We start from the raw sequence: 18091 nt of genomic DNA, 5'->3' as shown, positions 1-18091 counted from the left end.
ACAAAGAACAGATAGAAGACCCGGCGGGAAACTGCCGGGTCGCTTTTTGATGAATTGGGGGCGGGGTTTGAAACGGAATGTTCTGCCGGGGCTGAAATTGTCCCTTGGCGTTACCCTGACTTACGTCGCCATCATCGTGCTTCTGCCGCTCTCGGCGCTGGTGTTCAAGGCGGCAAGCCTAGGCCCTGCCGAATATTGGTCGATCATCTCTTCTCCGCGCGCCGTCGCCAGCTATCGTGTTACCGTGCTCTGTGCGCTGGCCGCCACGCTGTTCAACGTCATTTTCGGGGTGGCGCTTGCCTGGGTGCTGACACGTTACCGCTTTCCCGGCTGGCGCATCGTGGACGCCATCGTCGATCTGCCTTTTGCGCTTCCCACCGCCGTTGCCGGCATTGCGCTGACGACGCTTTTTGCGGGCAACGGTTGGTTCGGCTCGGTGCTTTCCCAATTCGGCATCAAGGTGGCCTACACGCCGCTTGGCATCATGGTGGCGATGGCCTTTACCAGCCTGCCCTTCATCGTTCGCACCGTGCAGCCGGTTCTGGAAGACCTCGATCCGGCGCTGGAAGAAGCGGCGCAATCGCTCGGTGGTTCCGATCTCGAAATTTTCCGCAAGATAATCCTGCCGCTCCTGACGCCGGCGTTGCTCGCTGGTCTGTCGCTGTCCTTCGCCCGCAGCCTCGGCGAATTCGGGGCGATCATCTTCATCGCCGGCAACCAGCCGTTTTCGACTGAGATCACCGCGCTGCTGATCTTCATCCGGCTGGAGGAATATGATTATCAGGCGGCGGCCGCCATCGCCTCCGTGCTGCTCATCACCGCCTTCGTGATGCTGGCGGTGACCAATTACCTGCAGGCGCGCGCGCTTCGTTACACGGTGAGGGGCTGAGACATGAGTGCCGTTTCTTCACACCGCAAGCCGCCACGGGTTGGCGACGCGCCTCTTGTTCGCCGCAGCCTGATTGCCTTCGTGCTCGTCATAGGTGCCCTGCTGGTCGTCGCACCGCTTGTCATCATCGGCGTCGAGGCCTTTTCGCAGGGCTGGAAGGTCTATTCCGCTACCATCACCCATCCCGATACCCGCCACGCCATCATGCTGACGGTACTGACGGCGCTGATCGCCGTGCCTGTTAATACCGCCTTCGGTGTGGCCGCCGCATGGGCGATCACCAAGTTCGATTTCCCGGGCCGGCGTTTCCTGCTGGTGCTGATCGAAATACCCTTCTCGATTTCGCCGATCGTCGCCGGCGTCGCCTATCTCTTCGTTTACGGCCTTCAGGGTTTGTTCGGCCCGTTCCTCGATGCGCATGACATCAAGATACTCTTTGCGCTGCCCGGCATCGTCATCGCCTCGATGTTCGTGACCGCGCCTTTCGTGGCGCGCGAACTGATCCCGCTGATGCAGGCGCAGGGCCGTGATCTTGAGGAGGCGGCGACCTCGCTTGGCGCATCCGGCTGGCGCACCTTCTTTTCGGTGACCTTGCCGAATATCAAATGGGCGCTGCTTTATGGCGTCGTGCTGTGCAACGCCCGCGTGATGGGTGAATTCGGCGCGGTATCGGTCGTATCGGGCAATATTCGCGGCCAGACCAATACGCTGCCGCTGCATATCGAGCTGCTTTACCACGACTACCAGACGGCCGGCGCCTTCGCGTCAGCCTCCATCCTTGCCTTGCTCGCCGTCGTCACCATCATCGCCAAGGTGGCGCTGGAACGACGCGGCGCCGGGCGCGGGGCCAAGAAGACCAACGGCGACGCCGCCATCGCCACGGAGACCTGATTCCCATGAAAATCCGCCTCGAAAATGTGGTGAAGACCTTCGATACCTTCCGCGCCGTGCGCGATGTTTCGCTGGATATCGAAAGCGGCGAGCTTCTGGCACTGCTCGGTCCCTCAGGCTCCGGCAAGACGACGATTTTGCGCATGGTCGCCGGTCTCGAATATAGCGATGGCGGCCGTATCTTTTTCGGCGACGAGGACGCCACCAATATTCCGGTGCGTGACCGCGGCGTCGGTTTTGTGTTCCAGCATTATGCGCTTTTCCCGCATATGACTCTGCATCAAAACATCGCTTTCGGCATGAAGGTCTCGAAGGTGAAGCGGGACAAGGCGGCGATCGACGCCCGCGTTGGGGAGCTTTTGCGGCTGGTGAAGCTTGATGGTCTGGGCGACCGTTTCCCGGCGCAGATTTCCGGCGGGCAGCGGCAGCGCGTGGCGCTGGCGCGTGCGCTTTCGGTCGATCCAAAGGTACTTCTGCTCGATGAGCCTTTCGGGGCGCTGGACGCCAATGTGCGCCGCGACCTTCGCCGCTGGCTGCGCGAGATTCACGATTCGCTCGGCATCACCACGATTTTCGTGACGCATGACCAGGAAGAGGCGCTCGATCTTGCCGATCGTGTTGTCATCCTCAATCAGGGCGAAATCGTACAGGAGGGCACGCCGAAGGAGGTCTGCCGCCAGCCGAACAGCGCCTTCGTCATGCGCTTTCTGGGTGATGCCAACCGGGTCTCCGGCGTGGCGCGCGGCGGCAAGGTCTATGTCGGTGACAATGAGCTGCCTTTCTCCTATGCGCAAGGAGATGGCGTCGTGGATATCTATGCCCGCCCCGGCGATCTCGAATGGGAAGATCTGCATGAGGGCATTCCGGCCTCGGTGGCGCGGGTTCTCGACCGGGCGGGTGAACGCCGGGTAATCGCCAGCACCGATGGCGGCGACATCCTGGAATTTGACGTGCCGCCGGAAAACGACGTCGCCGCCGGTGACCGCGGTTCCGTCATCATCCGCCGGGCGAAGATTTTCCCGGCGGCATGAGCCGTTGTCAGCCCAGAAGCTCGAAGGCGCTTTCTGCCACAAGCTTGCCGTTGATCATCAGCTCAACCCTGTGAAGGCCGGGATAGTGTTTGCGGGTGGTGAAATCGCGTATGGCGCGGCTGATCGACAGCGCGCATGTCTCACCGGGCTGAAGCTCGATTTCTTTCCACTTGAAGACTTTCGCCGAGGCGTCGCCGCTCTTCTTCACGTAGTGCACGGCGTAGTCGATCACCAGTTTCTGCGGGCGTTTCGCCGTCGAGGTGAAAGAGGCTGAAATCCGCACAGGGTTGCCGAGAGCCACCTTGTCCGGCGTAACCTGAAATGCCGCAAGTGCAATTTCCGCTTCCTCATGTGCGCCAAGATGGGCAAGCGCGGCGGCGTCGCCCTTCTTGATCAACGTGCGCAGGGCTTGGCGTGTAATCCAGCGCGTATGCGGGTTTTCCTTCGGCCATGCATCGATGAGCGCCAGCACGAAAGCGGGATTGTCCTTGGTGATGTCGTTCAGATGATTGGCGACGGATTTGCGCACATAAAGCGCCTCATCAGCTTTCATGGCCTCGAGGATACCAGTGACCGGGGATGGATCGTCGATCAGGGGTTTGAGCTGGAATGACCATGGCAGGCGCGGCCGGCAGCCCTCGCTCGCCAGCCGCCGCACATGTTCGTTTTCATGTCGTGACCATGTCTCCATCACGGCAAGGGTACGGGCCATATCCCTTTGCAGGAAATGACGGATGGCGAATTCCGAGGAGCCGAAACGGGTGAAATAATGCAGCGCTTCCATGGAAAGATCGAAATCATCGAGGCCGTAGAGCGCCACATATTCCGGCAGCGAAATGGAGGCAAAACCGTTGCCGATGCCCGGCGCTGCGGCGGTCAGGATTTCGATGTTGCGGGCATAGTCGCCGGGAAGTGTCGCATGCAGGCTCGTCGCCACCTGCCGCATGCGCTGCATGATGCCCAAGGCCTCGAGGTTTTCGGTGGCGAGCGCCATGAAGGCTGAGATGTCAAACTGCGGATGAACGGCCCTGGTCTGATCGGCGATGTGCCGCAGTTTCTCGCGGTTGAAGATTTCCTTCAATGAAGGTGCCGCCGTGTCGCTCATATTGCCCTCAAAGTTCACTTTTTGTTCTTTTAGGGCAGGATGAGGCTGGAGGCAAGGGCTGAGCAACTTTCGAAGAGTGCTGACGGACCGAGTGGGTACCGCTTACTTCTTCTCCCCGACGGGGAGAAGAAGTTTCGTGACAAACTAACTTCAGCTCATCTGGCTGACGAATTTGGTCTCCAGATAGGCCTGAACCGCTTCCGAGCCGCCTTCCGTGCCATAACCGGAATCCTTGATGCCGCCGAAGGGGACTTCGGGAAGCGCAAGGCCATTATGGTTGATGGTCAGCATGCCGGCCTCTACCTGCTGGCCAAGTGCGTGCGCGGTCTTGACCGAACCGGTAAAAGCGTAGGATGCAAGGCCGAAGGGCAGGCGGTTCGCTTCGGTGATGGCGTCATCGAAGCTCGAGAAGCGGTTGATGATCGCGACCGGGCCGAAGGGCTCGTCATTCATGATCTTGGCGGTGGTGGGCACATTGGCGAGAACCGTCGGCTCGAAGAAATTGCCCTTGTTGCCGATGCGACGGCCGCCGGTCTTCAATTCTGCGCCATGGGAAACGGCGTCGCTGATGAGGCCTTCCAGTGCCGGAATGCGGCGCTCATTGGCGAGCGGGCCCATGATGACGCCATCTTCGAGACCGTTGCCGACCTTGATGGCCTTCGTCGCTTCCACGAAACCTTCAAGGAAGCGATCGGCCACGCCGTCCTGCACGAGGAAGCGGGTGGGGGCGACGCAGACCTGACCGGCATTGCGGAACTTGGCAAGCGAGGTCACTTCGATCGCCTTGTCGATATCGGCATCGTCAAAGATCATGACAGGCGCGTGGCCGCCCAGTTCCATCGTGGCGCGCTTCATGTGTTTGCCCGCAAGTGCGGCCAGATGTTTGCCGATGGGCGTGGAACCGGTGAAGGAAATCTTGCGGATGACCGGATGCGGGATCAGATATTCCGAAATTTCGGATGGAACACCGTAAACGAGACCGATGACGCCGGCAGGCACGCCCGCATCCACGAAGGCGCGAATGAGTTCGGCCGGCGATGCCGGTGTTTCCTCGGGCGCCTTGACGATGATGGAGCAGCCGGTGGCGAGCGCTGCGGAAAGCTTGCGGACGATCTGGTTGATCGGGAAGTTCCACGGCGTGAACGCCGCCACAGGGCCGACCGGCAGCTTGATGGCAAGCTGCGAAACGCCGCTCGCGCGGGCCGGGATGACCTGGCCATAGGTGCGGCGTGCTTCTTCCGCGAACCAGTCGATGGTATCAGCGGCACCCATGATTTCGGTGCCCGACTGCGCCAGCGGCTTACCCTGCTCGCGGGTCATGATATAGGCGATCTTGTCCTTGCGCTCGCGCAGGATATCGGCCGCCTTGCGCATGATCTTCGAGCGCTCGAAGGGGGAGGTGTCGCGCCACAGCTTGAAACCGCGCTCGGCGGCGGCAAGCGCCAGATCGAGGTCTTCCTTCTCGGCGTGCGCGATCGCGCCGATGATCTCGTCGGTTGCCGGATCGGACACGGCGATCGTCTTGCCGGAAACGGCGTCTCGCCATTCGCCATCAATGAGAAGTTTGATGTCGGGATAGGTGTGCATAGGGGCTACCTTCATGATGCGGCCGATACGGCGAATGCCGTCCGGCCCGGAGACGTGAACAGAATTGTCCTGGCCGGACGAAACCGGCATCGCGGCTTTCGCTGCGCGGAACATGTGTCTGGATATTTCCGACAAGAGGCTTCTGGAATTGCCGGAAACGGAAACGACAGCCTTTATATTAAGTTCCGGGCGGTATGTTTCAACCATGCGCCCCGGCAATCGTCATGATTTTTCTATGATGCGGAATTTGTCATTCGTCATTTCAATCCGGCGCGGAGATGGGGCGACGCCTGCCCGGCCGCCTCACGCGAATCAGATGAACCTGTGCGGCGACGGCGAGGCTCTCGCCACAATTCGGCCTTTGTCGCACCTGACGAATTATCGGGAGGGGTCTCCGGGGCTTGCCGCCTGCGTCATAACAGGGCGTCGAGTGTAAAAAACTACAATAAGACGGAAAAATTATCCAAAGGGTTTACTCAAAACCTAGAGAAAATACGGATAAAATCTCAGTGAGGATATAACATCAGTTCCTGATATATATTGCTAACGTCGGTTCCCTTGACCTTCAAAGGTTGGTGAAAACCCTCGACCTGAACGTTATCGATGGAGAAAAAGTATGAGTTTCGCCCGGGTACTTCTCAGTGCGTTCTTGTCGCTTGCGTGGCTTTCCTGTGCCGAAGCCGGGGAAATTGCCAAACCGCAGGGAAAGCCGATATTAACCATATCCGGAAACATCAGTAATACGAATGCCGATGGCGCCGCGGTATTTGATCGTGACATGCTGGAAGCGCTCGGCATGGAGACGGTGGAGACGACGACGCCCTGGCATGACGGCCGTGTCCGTTTCGATGGTGTCTCGCTGGCGAAACTGATGGATGTCGTCGGTGCAAAGGGCACCAGCGTCACGGCGGTCGCTCTCAACGATTATGTCAGCACGATACCTATTGAAGATTTTAAGAAATTTAACGTTATCCTGGCGATCAAGCTGGATGGCAATTACATGACAGTTCGCGAAAAAGGCCCGTTGTTCGTCATCTATCCCTATGACAGCGACCCGGAGCTGCAGAAGCAGACCTATTATTCGCGGTCCGCATGGCAAGTTGCCAAACTGATAGTGGAATAAAGGTGCCGTTTGCGAAAACTTGTGGCGGTGATCATCTGTTGCTTCGTCCTGGCAACGGGCTATATCGCTTTCGTCATTGCCGAGCGGCAGACCGCTCTGCAGAAATTCGCCCGCTACAATGATTCCTGGGCCGTCAGCCAGACCGTAGCCGAATATCTGCGCCTCCAGAACAAGCTGGCCGTCTTTGCGCTCAATCCCGGCAAGATCGACCGGGACGAGTTGCAACTGCGTCTGGACATCATGCTGAGCCGCCTTGAGCTTCTGAAGCAGGGCAATCTGGGCGCCTTCATCGACGAAAAGCAGCAGTGGCGGGATCTAGTGACCCGTCTTGATGCCGTTCTGGCCCGTCTGGAGCAGCAGGTGAACAACCTTAATCCGGCCGATGTGCCGGATCTGCTTTCGGCAATGAGCGCACTTGACGCGCCGATGACGACGCTGGCCTCGTCTTCCGTCGCTTATGACGTCAATCTCATCGATACGGCCCATGAGGATGTGCGCAAGCTGCATATCGTTTACACCGCGCTGGCAGGCGGCCTCATCCTGTGCGGTATAGCACTTGTCATATTGCTGCTTCGCCAGAACGACCTCCTGAACCGCGCGCAGAAAAGCATGCGCGGCCTGACGGACGATCTGCGCGCCGCCACGCTGGAATTGCAGGCGAAGAATGTCCGGCTCGAGCATGATGCCTATCACGATGCGCTGACGGGCCTGCCGAACCGTGCGCTGTTCCGGCAGGAATTGATAGAGAGATTGCGCCGATCCTTCGGCGGTACGGGAACGACGGCCATCCTTCTCCTCGATCTCGACGGCTTCAAGGACGTGAACGACACGCTCGGCCATGATGCGGGCGATGCGCTGCTTCAGGCCGTGGCGCAGCGCCTTTCGGCCATCGGCGGCGATTATGACATGGTCTGCCGTCTGGGCGGCGACGAATTCGCCGTCGTCTCCGACGATCTGAACGAGGACGCCGCCCGCCGCCTTGCCACCAAGCTCATCGACCAGATCAGCCGCACCTACCAGCTGGGTGAGCAGGAGGTCAAAATTGGCACCTGCATCGGCATCGCCATTTCGCACGGCGCCGTCGATGCGGATGAATTGTTCAAGCGTGCCGACTTGGCGCTTTATGAGGCCAAGGCTATCGGCCCCGGCCGGGCGAGCGTTTTCAAGGTCCGCATGCAGAAACAGCTGACCGAGAAGAAATCCTTCGAGGCCGATCTGCAGACCGCGCTGCAGAACGACGAGATGGAAGTCTATTACCAGCCGCAGGTGGCGACGCAGACCCGCAAGCTCTGCGGATTCGAGGCGCTGCTGCGCTGGAAACATCCGGTGCGGGGCGATGTGCCGCCCAGCGTTTTCATTCCCGTGGCGGAAAGAACCGGTCTCATCCATTCGCTCGGAAAATGGGTGATGGAGACCGCCTGCCGCGAGGCGATGGGCTGGGACGAGGACATGAAGGTGGCCGTCAATCTGTCGCCGGTTCAGTTCCACAGCACCAGTCTCATCCAGAACGTCATGGGCGCGCTTGAGAAAAGCGGGCTGGAGCCGAGCCGGCTCGAGCTTGAAATCACCGAATCGATCCTGCTCAACAAGAGCGACCAGACGATCAATACGCTGTCGCGGCTGAAGGCCGTCGGCATCAAGATCGCCATGGATGATTTTGGCACCGGCTATTCATCGCTCGCCAACTTGCGCGGCGTACCCTTCGACAAGATCAAGATCGACCGCTCGTTCCTGCGCGATATCACCAGCGACCGCGATGCGCTGGCGATCGTGGAATTCGTGGTCGGTGTCGGTCGCAGTCTGCGGATGACGACGATTGCCGAAGGTATCGAGACGGAAGAGCAATATGAATGCGTCAGGCGTCTGGGATGCGATCAGGTTCAGGGATATCTGATCAGCAGGCCATTGCCGGCCAAGGAGCTGGTGGCCTGGAGTTCCGTCTGAGACGGGGTCTGTTTGACGGCGGTCGTATCTTGAATTTTTACCAAGTCATATTGTTGCTTGCGAAAACCGATACCGGTTGCCGCAACGATGCTGTAGAGCATTCCCGGTCGATATGGGATCATTCCGACGAAGCGGCCGGGTTTTGCGAAAAGGCTTGAGACATGGAAATACTGGACGTGCATGGAGTTGCCCTGCCTCTTTCTTCCGACGAGGTGTCGCCCGTCATCTGGCAGGCGCTGACCGACGGCAGCTACGAGGCGAAAGAGGCCCGCAGCGTCCTGAAAGCCATCAAGCCCGGCGATCGTGTGCTGGAGCTGGGCTCCGGTATCGGGATCATCACGTCGATCATTGCTGGCATTGAGGACGTTTCCGTCTGGGCTTTCGAGGCCAACCCCTCCACGGCGGCGCTGGCAGAGCGGGTGATCAAGGCGAATTGCCGCGGCAATGTCGTGTTGTCGCAGGGACTTCTTACCGCCGACGAGCCGAGCTCCTATTCTTTTTACGTTCGCAAGGATCTCTGGATGTCGTCCATGGACGAAAACCAGGGCCCCTATGAAAAGCGCATCGAAATCTCCTCCGCCAATATCGATGAATTTATCGCCAGCCGGGGCATTACCGCGCTTGTCATGGATATCGAGGGCGCGGAACGCGACCTGCTTGGCAGGGCCGATCTGACCGGCGTGGAGCGGATATTCGTGGAGCTGCATGACCATCTTTACGGTCTCGCCGGGGTTCGCGATATCATGCAGGCCCTGACCGCCAAGGGATATGCCTATGATCCGCGCGGTTCACGCGGGCCCTGCGTCCTGTTCTCGAAGGACGAGAGCCCCAGAGAGTACGATCCCGAGGTTGACTGAGGCCGAGGGGCGTGTCGAATTCAAGGAACCGTCCGCCTGTCATCTCGTTCTTACCCGTGCATGAGGGCGTGGAGCGGGTCGACGCGTGTGCCGGAATGGTATGCGGTTCGAAAAGATAATTTCATAAACAGCAATTCATTCTCAATTATTGTTGCAATTGTCGCAACCGTTATCCTGCGTCATCATCCCTCCATCAAACCGGCGCACAACAGGCTGCACCGGAGATGCCAACGCAACCGAAGGAGAAACGATCATGGGCTTTGTTAAGACGACAGACGGAACCGAAATCTTCTACAAGGACTGGGGCCCGAAGGACGCTCAGCCGATCATGTTCCACCATGGCTGGCCGCTCAGCTCCGATGACTGGGATGCGCAGATGTTGTTCTTCGTTTCCAAGGGTTTTCGCGTCGTCGCCCATGACCGCCGTGGTCATGGCCGTTCCGCCCAGGTTGCCGACGGTCACGATATGGACCACTACGCCGCCGACGCCTTTGCCGTCGTCGAAGCTCTCGATCTGAAGAATGCTGTCCATATCGGCCACTCCACCGGCGGTGGCGAAGTTGCCCGTTATGTTGCCAAACATGGCGAACCCGCCGGCCGTGTCGCCAAGGCGGTTCTCGTTTCCGCCGTGCCGCCGCTGATGCTGAAGACCGAGGCCAATCCGGAAGGCCTGCCGATGGAGGTTTTTGACGGCTTCCGTTCTTCGCTCGCCGCAAACCGCGCGCAGTTCTTCCGCGATGTGCCAGCCGGCCCGTTCTACGGCTTCAACCGCGATGGTGCGACCGTTCATGAAGGCGTTATCCAGAACTGGTGGCGTCAGGGCATGATGGGCGGCGCAAAGGCCCATTACGATGGCATCAAGGCCTTCTCGGAGACCGACCAGACCGAAGACCTGAAGAATATCAGCGTTCCGACGCTGGTGCTGCATGGCGAAGACGACCAGATCGTGCCGATTGCCGACTCTGCACTGAAGGCCGTGAAGCTCCTGAAGAACGGCACGCTGAAGACCTATCCCGGTTTCTCGCACGGCATGCTCACCGTCAACGCCGATGTGCTGAACGCCGATCTCCTGGCCTTCATCAAGGGCTGATCCTTCTGCAAAATCATAATGCGGCCGATCATTCGGCCGCATTTTTTGTTTCGCATCAGGCCAGACGGCCTCGCCAGGCATTGCGGTAAGAAGTGAGGCCGGGAATATCGTGCGGCGTGAAATGGCGCTCGCGACCAGAAAGCGGTTTGATGCCGGTGAGCAGGGCCGCGCCTGCGCTGGTGCCGGTAGACCCTTCGACTGCCGTTACTTCCGTCTCTGCAAAGCCGGCCAGCGCCTTCAGATAAAAGGCGTTGCTGGCGAAGGGGCCTTCCACAAGGATTGGACCTTTCCGCCCGATGAGCGAAAGGCTGAATTCCGTCATCAGGGCAAGATAAAGCGACGTCGCCGCGTGCCGTTCCGCAGCCGTGGCATTTTCATCGCCGATCCAGTGCGCTGCCTTGTCCGGAAAGGGGCCGGAGCCGCTGACGACGCTCGGCAGCAGCATCATGCCCCTGTCAACCACGCCGCCGAGAGCCGCGTCTATCGCTTCGTCTTCCGTTGTCCCGAATTGCTGCGCGAGCATTTCATATTCCCTGCCGCCCATGAAGCGGGAGGAGGGAACGGGACGGCCGAAAGCATCGACATTCAGGAGTGTGTCACGGGTGGGATCGAGCGCACCCGCCGCGCCGCCAATGGCGAAATTCACCACCCAGGTGCCGGTGGAGACGACCGAAAAATCACCGTCCCGGCGCAGAAGATGCGGCAGGAGCGACGCGTTGGAATCGTGGATGCCACAATAGACCGGCATATGCGGCGAAAGGCCGGTTTCCATTGCCAGCGATGGGCGGATTGTTCCCAGCACATCAAAAGCGGAGCGAACCGGCGCCATCAGCTGCTCGATGCCGAGACGCGCGACGAGCGAGGAGAAATTCTTCCGCCGCGGGTTCCAGAGATCCGTATGGCAGCCGAGCGAAGTCGTTTCCGTGGCCTGAACGCCGGTCAGCCGCCCCGCCCAATATTGCGCATAGGTGACGATACTTCGCACTCTGGAGAAATCGTCCGGAAAGGCCTCTTTCTGGAAATGGATTTGCGCGCCAAGGTTCAGCCCGGCGGGAAGTTGCGGTGAGCCGGTCTCGGCAAAATCGGGCCTGATACCGCGATAGGCTTCCTGAATGGCTGCGGGATAGCTGTGTTCATAATCGAGCACGGGCATGGCGAGATCGCCGGTCCCATCGAGAAGCGCTGCCGAAGCGCCATGGGTGGTGATGGAAATCGCATCGAAACCGTGCTGCTGGCCGAACCGCTGAAGGGCGGAGAGAATGAAGCGCCAGAGCATTTCCACATCGTAATGCGGATAAATTCCATCGCGAAGGACAGGGTTCGCCTGTTTCTCGGCAGCAATCTCCTCTCCGCTGCCGGTGTCGATGACGACGACCTTGGCATTGGTCTTGCCGATATCGATGACCGCGACACGGCCCGGTTTGATGCTGTCGGTCATGGCAGATGGAACACCGTCACCAGATCTTTCGCAATGGGCGAATTGTCCGGATTACTCTCCATGATGTCAGCCATATGCGCCCACCACTTCTTCATCACGGGATGGTCGGGCAGTGCCGCCATGCCGTGGTTCTTCGGCCGCGTCAGCACGCCGAAAAGGATGTTGGTTTCCGGGTCGAGATGGATGGAATAATCGCTGACGCCCGCCTCATGCAGCAGCGCCACCAGTTCCGGCCATATCTCGTCATGGCGCTTTTTATATTCGGCCTCTTTTCCGGCAAAGAGTTTCATCCTGAAGGCGTGTTTTTCGAATTCCGGCATGGCTCAGCCTCTCATGGCCCGAAGGCGGCGCACAACGATGGGGATGGCGATGGTGATGATCAAAAGCAGGCCGACGAAGATCGACATGACGATACCAGGCACATTGAGCAACCCAAGCCCAAAGGTGACGAGGCCCATGACGAAGGCCGCGATGACCACACCTGCGATGGTGCCGGAACCGCCGAGAATGGAAACGCCGCCCAGCACCACCATGGTCACCACCTCAAGCTCCCACCCTTGAGCGATCGACGGGCGGGTGGAGCCGAGGCGCGAGGTGAGGCAGACGGCGGCGATGCCGCTCATCAGGCCGGTGAGCAGGAACAGGATGAACTTCACGCGTTCAACGGGAATGCCGGAGAAACGGGCGGCGAACGGGTTGTTGCCGATCACATAGACCTGCCGGCCGAAATTGGTGGCGTGCAGCAGGATGGCGAAGAGGATTGCCATGACGATAAACAGCACGAATTCGAAGGAAATGACGGAGATGACGTAACCCTGACCGAAATAGGCGAAATCGGCCGGGTATTTGCCATAGGCCTGATCGCCCAGCACCATGTAGGAAATGCCGCGAAACAGGCTCATCGTGCCGATGGTGACGACAATGGAAGGCAGTTTCAGCCCTGCGACCAGAAAACCGTTAAATGCCCCGCATAAAAGCCCGGTGCCGATGCCGATGGCGACGAGGCCCGGCGTGCCGATGCCCATCTGCACCGCAGCGCCCATGGCGGTGGAGGCGAGCGCAATGATGGCGGCGACGGAAAGATCGATTTCGCCGGCGATGATCAGCAGCGCCATCGCAAAGGCGATAATCGCCTTTTCGGTGAAATTGAAGGTCGCGTCCGACAGGTTCCAGGCATTGAGGAAATAGGGCGAGGCCAGCGAATTCGCGATAAAGATGAGGATCGCAACGCCAAGCAGCAGCACTTCCCAACTGGCCATGATGCGGCGTAGTGGCGTGCCGAGCTTGTCTGGAATGATGCGCGCGTTCTGCGTCGGTTGAGATGGCGTGCTCATGCTGCGGCCTCCTTGGCCTGATCGGCTGCGGCTCGGTCACGCAGGATGATGCGGCCTTTTCTGGCTTCGGCGCGGGCGTTGAAGACGACGGCGAGCACGATCACTACGCCGGAAATCGCCATCTGCGCGAAGGGCGAGATGCCGATGACGGGCAGGGCGTTCTTGATGACGCCGAGGAACAGCGCGCCGAGCACTGCACCTGCCACCGAGCCGATGCCGCCGGCAATCGAGATGCCGCCGATCACATTCGCCGCCACGCTATCCAGCTCGAAACCGGCGGCGATGTCGACATAGGCAACCGCATAACGCGATACCCAGAGATAGCTGGCGAGGCCGGCAAGTGCGCCTGACAGCACGAAGGCGAAGAAGCGCGTGCGGCCCACATCGATGCCCGCATAGACGGCCGCGCTCGGATTACCGCCCGACGCATAGGCCGAGCGGCCAAAGGAGGTGCGGCTGAGCACCAGCCAGGCGCCAGCGATGATGAGGATCGCCACCCAGGAAAGGACAGGCATGCCGAGGATCATGGTGCGCGGCACATTGAGGAAGGTCGGCGAAAGCTGGTGCGCATTCACCCAGCCGCCGCCCGACAGCACGAATGCCATGCCGCGATAGATGGTAAGCGTGCCGAGCGTGACGACGATGGGCGGGATGCCGAGCCACCAGACCAGTACGCCGTTAAGCGAACCGAGAAAAGCGCCGATGCCGACCGCCATGACGATGAGAAGCGGCAGCGGAATGCCCGGAAAGGCGGCATTGGTCATCGCCACCGCCATGCCGGTAAAGGCGAGATTGGCGGCAACGGAGAGATCGATGGATTTGGTGAGAATGACCGCCATCTGGCCCAGCGCCAGAATGATAAGGATGGAAGTATCGTTGAAGATATTGACGAGATTGGCCGGCCGGCCGAAACCGGGCGCGCGCAGCGCAAAACCGGCGATCATGATGAGGATGATACCCGCCAGCAGCCATTCGCGATTTTTGAGTAGACGTTGCATGGTTTTGCCCCTCTCAGGCATTGCCGGTGGCGGCGCGCACCAGCTTTTCCGGAGAAAAATCGGCGCGTTCGAACTGGCCCGCCATCAGGCCTTCGCGCATCACGATGGCGCGGTCGGACATGCCGAGGATTTCGGGAAGTTCGGATGAAATCATGATGATGGAGAGCCCCTCGGCGGCAAGCTCGCTGATGAAGCCATGCACGGCGGCTTTGGAGCCGATGTCGATGCCCTTGGTGGGTTCATCGAGAATGATGACCTTTGGCTGGGTGGCGAGCCATTTGCCGATCACCACCTTCTGCTGGTTGCCGCCAGAAAGCGTGCCGACGGGCACCGAGAGGGCGGCGGCGCGCAGATCGAGCCGCGAGGCATATTTGCGCGCCAGCGCGAATTCATTGGCCGCGGCCAGAAATCCCTTGCGCGAGGTTCGCGTGAGGGAGGGCAACGACATATTCTGGTAAATCGGCATTTCGAGCGCGAGACCGTGGCGGCCGCGCTCTTCAGGCACATAAACGATGCCGGCGCGGATCGCATCTTCCGGTGAGCGGATCGCAATCGGCTGGCCCTCCAGTGTCACCTGTCCCGAAGCGGGGCGGGTAATGCCGAAAAGCGACTGGCAAAGTTCGGAGCGCCCGGCGCCGATCAGCCCGTAAAGGCCGAGAATCTCGCCCTTGCGCAGCTCGAGCGAAATATCGCGGAACTCCGTCTGATGGGAATAATCGCGCACCGAAAGAACTGTCGGACCAAGGGTGACAGCCTGCTTGGGAAAAGCGTTCGTCACGTCGCGGCCGACCATCAGCCGTACGATTTCGTCCTGCGGTGTGGCCGCAAGATTGCCCGCACCGACCATCCTGCCGTCGCGGAACACGGCATAGTTTTCTGCAATTTCATAGACTTCATCAAACTTGTGGCTGATGAATAGGATGGCCTTGCCCTGCCGTTTCAGGTTTTCAACGATGCGGAAGAGATCGTCGATTTCCTTGCGGGAAAGAGCAGCCGTCGGTTCGTCCATGATGACGATGCGCGCCTCGACCGACAGCGCGCGGGCGATGGCGACGAGATGGCGCTGGGCAATGGACAAGTCCTTCAACCGGATCGTCGGATCGATGGTGCTTTCGAGCTGTTCCAGCAGAACCTTTGCGCGGGCATTGATGGTCTTCCAGTCAATGAGGCCGAAACGACCCTTTGGCGCATGGCCGAGAAAGATGTTCTCACCGACGGAAAGCTCATCAAAAAGAACGGTTTCCTGATGAATGGCGGTCACGCCGGCATCGATGGCGTCTTGCGCGCTGTGAAAATGGACAGGCTGGCCATCGAGAAGGATTTCGCCCTCGTTAGGACGGTAAATGCCGGTGAGGATTTTGACGAGCGTGGATTTTCCAGCACCGTTCTCGCCGATCAGAGCGGTGACCTTGCCGGGATAAAGCGCGATATCGACACCATCCAGCGCTTTGACGCCGGGGAATATCTGGCTGATGCCGCGCATTTCCAGAATGGGCGTCACGCTGGAAGCCTCGGTAACGTCTAAGATTTTGGTTTCAGCACGCATCATCCGTCTTACCGGTCAGTTTTGAGTGGAGCGGCAAGGGGCACCCCCCTCTGCCCTGCCGGGCATCTCCCCCTCAAGGGGGGAGATCGGCAAGCGGATAACACCCTGCCTATGGAACGGGCGGGTGCGGCATATCGATCTCCCCCTTGAGGGGGAGATGCCCGGCAGGGCAGAGGGGGGTGCCCTCCGCTCGCCGTCAGCTGCTACTCAGGTCAAAAAATCTTCGAGAACTGATCGATATTCTTCGCGTCATAAACGAAGGGATCGGCCATAGCAGCTTCGCTGTTTTCGCCAACCTTGATCTTGCCCATGCGGCCAGCTTCGATTTCCGAGCCCGGCTTGCCATCGGCTTCGCCCTTTACGAGGCGATAGGCGATCTGGGTGGCGGAGTAACCGAGGTCGATCGGGTTCCAGATGGCGAATTCCTTGGTCGCGCCTGATTTGATGGCGCCGGCCATTTCGGACGGCAGGCCAAGGCCGGTCACAAAGACCTGACCGATCTTGCCCGCATCCTTTACAGCCTGCGAGGCGGCGAGAACGCCAACCGTCGTCGGTGCGACGATGACCTTCACATTCGGCTGCGAGGAAAGCAGGCCCTGCGCTTCGCGGTAGCTCTTGTCGGCAAGGTCGTCACCGTAAACTGTCGTGACGAGGTTGAGGCCGGGGAAATCCTTCAGCTGCTTTTTCATCTCGTCGATCCAGATATTCTGGTTCGTGGAGGTGGTGGTGGCCGAAAGAATGGCGAAATCGCCCTTGCCGCCTTCCAAATGTGATGCGGCAAGCTGCAGGCACATCTTGCCGATCAGTGCGTTGGACGAGGGGTTGAGCTGGAGAATGCGGCCTTCAGGTGCAACGCCGGAATCCCAGGAAATGACCTTGATGCCGCGCTGCGCCGCCTTTTTCAGCGCCGGAACCACGGCGTCGGGGTCATTGGCGGAAATGGCGATGGCGTCGACACCCTGCGCGATCAGCGAATTGATGACTTCGATCTGGCCTTCCGCCGTGGTGCTGGTCGGGCCGGTATAGATGATCTCGACGCCGCCGAGGTCTTTTGCGGCCTCCTGCGCGCCCTTGTTGGCGGCTTCGAAAAAGCCGTTGCCGAGCGATTTGACCACCAGTGCGATCTTCACATCGGCTGCCTGGGCAACGCCGCCCAGTCCTGCGACGGAGAGCGCCGCGCTGAGCGCCAGAGCGCTCGTCAATGTTCTGCGTGTAAGTTTCATGTCCCTTTTCCTCCCGTTTTGAACCTTTTTCCTCCCTCCGGTGCTCCTCAGGCGACCGAAGAAGAATCCTCTTCATCCGATGGGGTGGCTGTCTTGCCATCCTTCACCGCGCCGGCGATCAGCAATTCGACGCCGGCATCTTCCACCATCCTCGCCGCCTCATCGGAAATCCCGTCATCGGTAATGATGGTCGAGACGTTTTCGAGCGGGCATAAAATGAGGCTGGATCGTTTTCTGAATTTCGAAGAATCGACCATCACGATCAGTTCTTCCGCCTGTCGCATCAGCTTCTGCTCACTCTGGATGACCAGTGCGTCTGACTCCATGATGCCGAGCGCACCCACGCCCTGTGCGCCGAGAAAAATGCGTCGTGCATAAAAATTGCGGATCGCATCATTCTCGAATGGCGACAGGATGAGGCTCTGGTCGCGATAGATCGCGCCGCCCGGCACACTGACATTGCATTTGGAATGCTTGACCAGATGTTCCGCAATCGCGAAGGAATTGGTCATCACCTGCAGACGGCGCGCCGCCATGTAATGCACCATCTGGAATGTCGTCGTGCCGCCATTCAGGATGATCGCATCGCCATCATTGCAGAGATCAACCGCCTTGCGCGCAATTGCGCGTTTTTTGTCGATGTTGACCGATTCGGACACACGGAACGGCCTTGCCGCGAGATTGCCGAGCTGCGGCGGATGTACCGCTTCGGCTCCACCACGCACGCGGCGCAACTTGCCCTGAACGTGCAGCGACGCGATATCCCTGCGGATCGTCGCTTCCGACGCATCCGTCAGTTCGGCAATATCCTGCACCGTCACGACAGCTTTTTCCTGTGTGGCGCTCAAGATGATGCGATGGCGTTCGCGTTCGTGCATGGGGTCCTCCTGATCGTGATTATTCGCAATCTCTTTACGTTGTCAATCAAGAACGATCAAATTAATCAATATCGCACTGCAACATGAAAATTTATGATCGTTTTTGATTGACATTGTGCTTTTGGATGCGCGATATCTGTCCTCAAAGGAGGCGGGC

Annotated in this window: 16 protein-coding genes; 7 read left to right on the top strand and 9 right to left on the bottom strand. The window is 59.5% G+C overall.

Features of this window, described 5'->3' with window-relative positions; translation table 11 throughout:
* Positions 1-49 precede the first annotated feature (49 nt).
* The 3 genes from cysT to AC5I5B_RS10850 are packed head-to-tail and all read left to right on the top strand — an operon-like array spanning position 50 to position 2811.
* Positions 50-889 (top strand): sulfate ABC transporter permease subunit CysT, encoded by an 840-nt coding sequence (gene cysT / locus AC5I5B_RS10860; RefSeq protein ID WP_080570316.1) that lies wholly within the window; start codon positions 50-52, stop codon positions 887-889.
* 3 nt (positions 890-892) lie between these two features.
* Positions 893-1780 (top strand): sulfate ABC transporter permease subunit CysW, encoded by an 888-nt coding sequence (cysW, locus tag AC5I5B_RS10855; protein WP_020012071.1) that lies wholly within the window; start codon positions 893-895, stop codon positions 1778-1780.
* A gap of 5 nt (positions 1781-1785) precedes the next feature.
* Positions 1786-2811, top strand: coding sequence for a sulfate/molybdate ABC transporter ATP-binding protein (locus tag AC5I5B_RS10850; protein ID WP_087745830.1), 1026 nt, complete (start codon positions 1786-1788; stop codon positions 2809-2811).
* A gap of 7 nt (positions 2812-2818) precedes the next feature.
* Here the strand turns inward: AC5I5B_RS10850 and AC5I5B_RS10845 are convergent, their stop codons facing one another.
* Both AC5I5B_RS10845 and AC5I5B_RS10840 read right to left on the bottom strand, forming a co-directional pair.
* The gene (locus AC5I5B_RS10845; RefSeq protein ID WP_111833888.1) at positions 2819-3916 is read right to left on the bottom strand and encodes a DNA alkylation repair protein; all 1098 of its coding nucleotides are present in this window, start codon (positions 3914-3916) and stop codon (positions 2819-2821) included.
* A gap of 150 nt (positions 3917-4066) precedes the next feature.
* Positions 4067-5503, bottom strand: coding sequence for an NAD-dependent succinate-semialdehyde dehydrogenase (locus AC5I5B_RS10840; RefSeq protein ID WP_099087377.1), 1437 nt, complete (start codon positions 5501-5503; stop codon positions 4067-4069).
* A gap of 616 nt (positions 5504-6119) precedes the next feature.
* On the opposite strand from AC5I5B_RS10840, the gene AC5I5B_RS10835 reads away from it, so the two are divergent.
* The 4 genes from AC5I5B_RS10835 (at position 6120) to AC5I5B_RS10820 (ending at position 10517) form a co-directional block, all read left to right on the top strand.
* Entirely contained in the window at positions 6120-6626 is a 507-nt protein-coding gene (locus tag AC5I5B_RS10835) for a putative pterin-binding protein (RefSeq protein ID WP_003507019.1), read from the top strand.
* A gap of 21 nt (positions 6627-6647) precedes the next feature.
* Positions 6648-8570 carry a putative bifunctional diguanylate cyclase/phosphodiesterase gene (locus AC5I5B_RS10830; RefSeq protein WP_223564893.1) on the top strand — a complete coding sequence of 641 codons (1923 nt, stop codon included), beginning with the start codon at positions 6648-6650 and terminating at the stop codon, positions 8568-8570.
* Between the two features lie 161 nt (positions 8571-8731).
* Entirely contained in the window at positions 8732-9427 is a 696-nt protein-coding gene (locus AC5I5B_RS10825; RefSeq protein ID WP_111833886.1) for an FkbM family methyltransferase, read from the top strand.
* A gap of 253 nt (positions 9428-9680) precedes the next feature.
* On the top strand, positions 9681-10517 hold the full coding sequence (locus AC5I5B_RS10820; RefSeq protein WP_003507013.1) for an alpha/beta fold hydrolase: 837 nt from the start codon (positions 9681-9683) through the stop codon (positions 10515-10517).
* Positions 10518-10572: 55 nt separating this feature from the next.
* On the opposite strand, the gene AC5I5B_RS10815 is transcribed toward AC5I5B_RS10820, so the two are convergent.
* The 7 genes from AC5I5B_RS10815 to AC5I5B_RS10785 all read right to left on the bottom strand — a co-directional run bounded on the left by AC5I5B_RS10815 (position 10573) and on the right by AC5I5B_RS10785 (position 17934).
* Positions 10573-11955 carry an FGGY-family carbohydrate kinase gene (locus AC5I5B_RS10815; RefSeq protein ID WP_111833885.1) on the bottom strand — a complete coding sequence of 461 codons (1383 nt, stop codon included), beginning with the start codon at positions 11953-11955 and terminating at the stop codon, positions 10573-10575.
* Positions 11952-12275: an L-rhamnose mutarotase gene (gene rhaM / locus AC5I5B_RS10810; protein WP_060724897.1), complete on the bottom strand. Its 324-nt coding sequence runs from the start codon at positions 12273-12275 to the stop codon at positions 11952-11954. The genes AC5I5B_RS10815 and rhaM overlap by 4 nt, the downstream gene beginning before the upstream one ends.
* A 3-nt stretch (positions 12276-12278) precedes the next feature.
* Positions 12279-13289: an ABC transporter permease gene (locus AC5I5B_RS10805; RefSeq protein ID WP_003507008.1), complete on the bottom strand. Its 1011-nt coding sequence runs from the start codon at positions 13287-13289 to the stop codon at positions 12279-12281.
* Positions 13286-14287, bottom strand: a complete 1002-nt coding sequence (locus tag AC5I5B_RS10800; protein ID WP_003507007.1) for an ABC transporter permease — start codon at positions 14285-14287, stop codon at positions 13286-13288. The genes AC5I5B_RS10805 and AC5I5B_RS10800 overlap by 4 nt, the downstream gene beginning before the upstream one ends.
* Before the next feature lie 13 nt (positions 14288-14300).
* Positions 14301-15836 carry a sugar ABC transporter ATP-binding protein gene (locus tag AC5I5B_RS10795; protein ID WP_162695478.1) on the bottom strand — a complete coding sequence of 512 codons (1536 nt, stop codon included), beginning with the start codon at positions 15834-15836 and terminating at the stop codon, positions 14301-14303.
* Positions 15837-16045: 209 nt separating this feature from the next.
* Positions 16046-17056, bottom strand: coding sequence for a rhamnose ABC transporter substrate-binding protein (rhaS, locus tag AC5I5B_RS10790; RefSeq protein ID WP_003507005.1), 1011 nt, complete (start codon positions 17054-17056; stop codon positions 16046-16048).
* 47 nt (positions 17057-17103) lie between these two features.
* Positions 17104-17934, bottom strand: coding sequence for a DeoR/GlpR family DNA-binding transcription regulator (locus AC5I5B_RS10785; protein ID WP_003507004.1), 831 nt, complete (start codon positions 17932-17934; stop codon positions 17104-17106).
* Positions 17935-18091 lie beyond the last annotated feature (157 nt).

It is taken from the genome of Agrobacterium sp., assembly GCF_059499945.1.
This window is presented reverse-complemented; position numbering and strand designations above follow the sequence as displayed.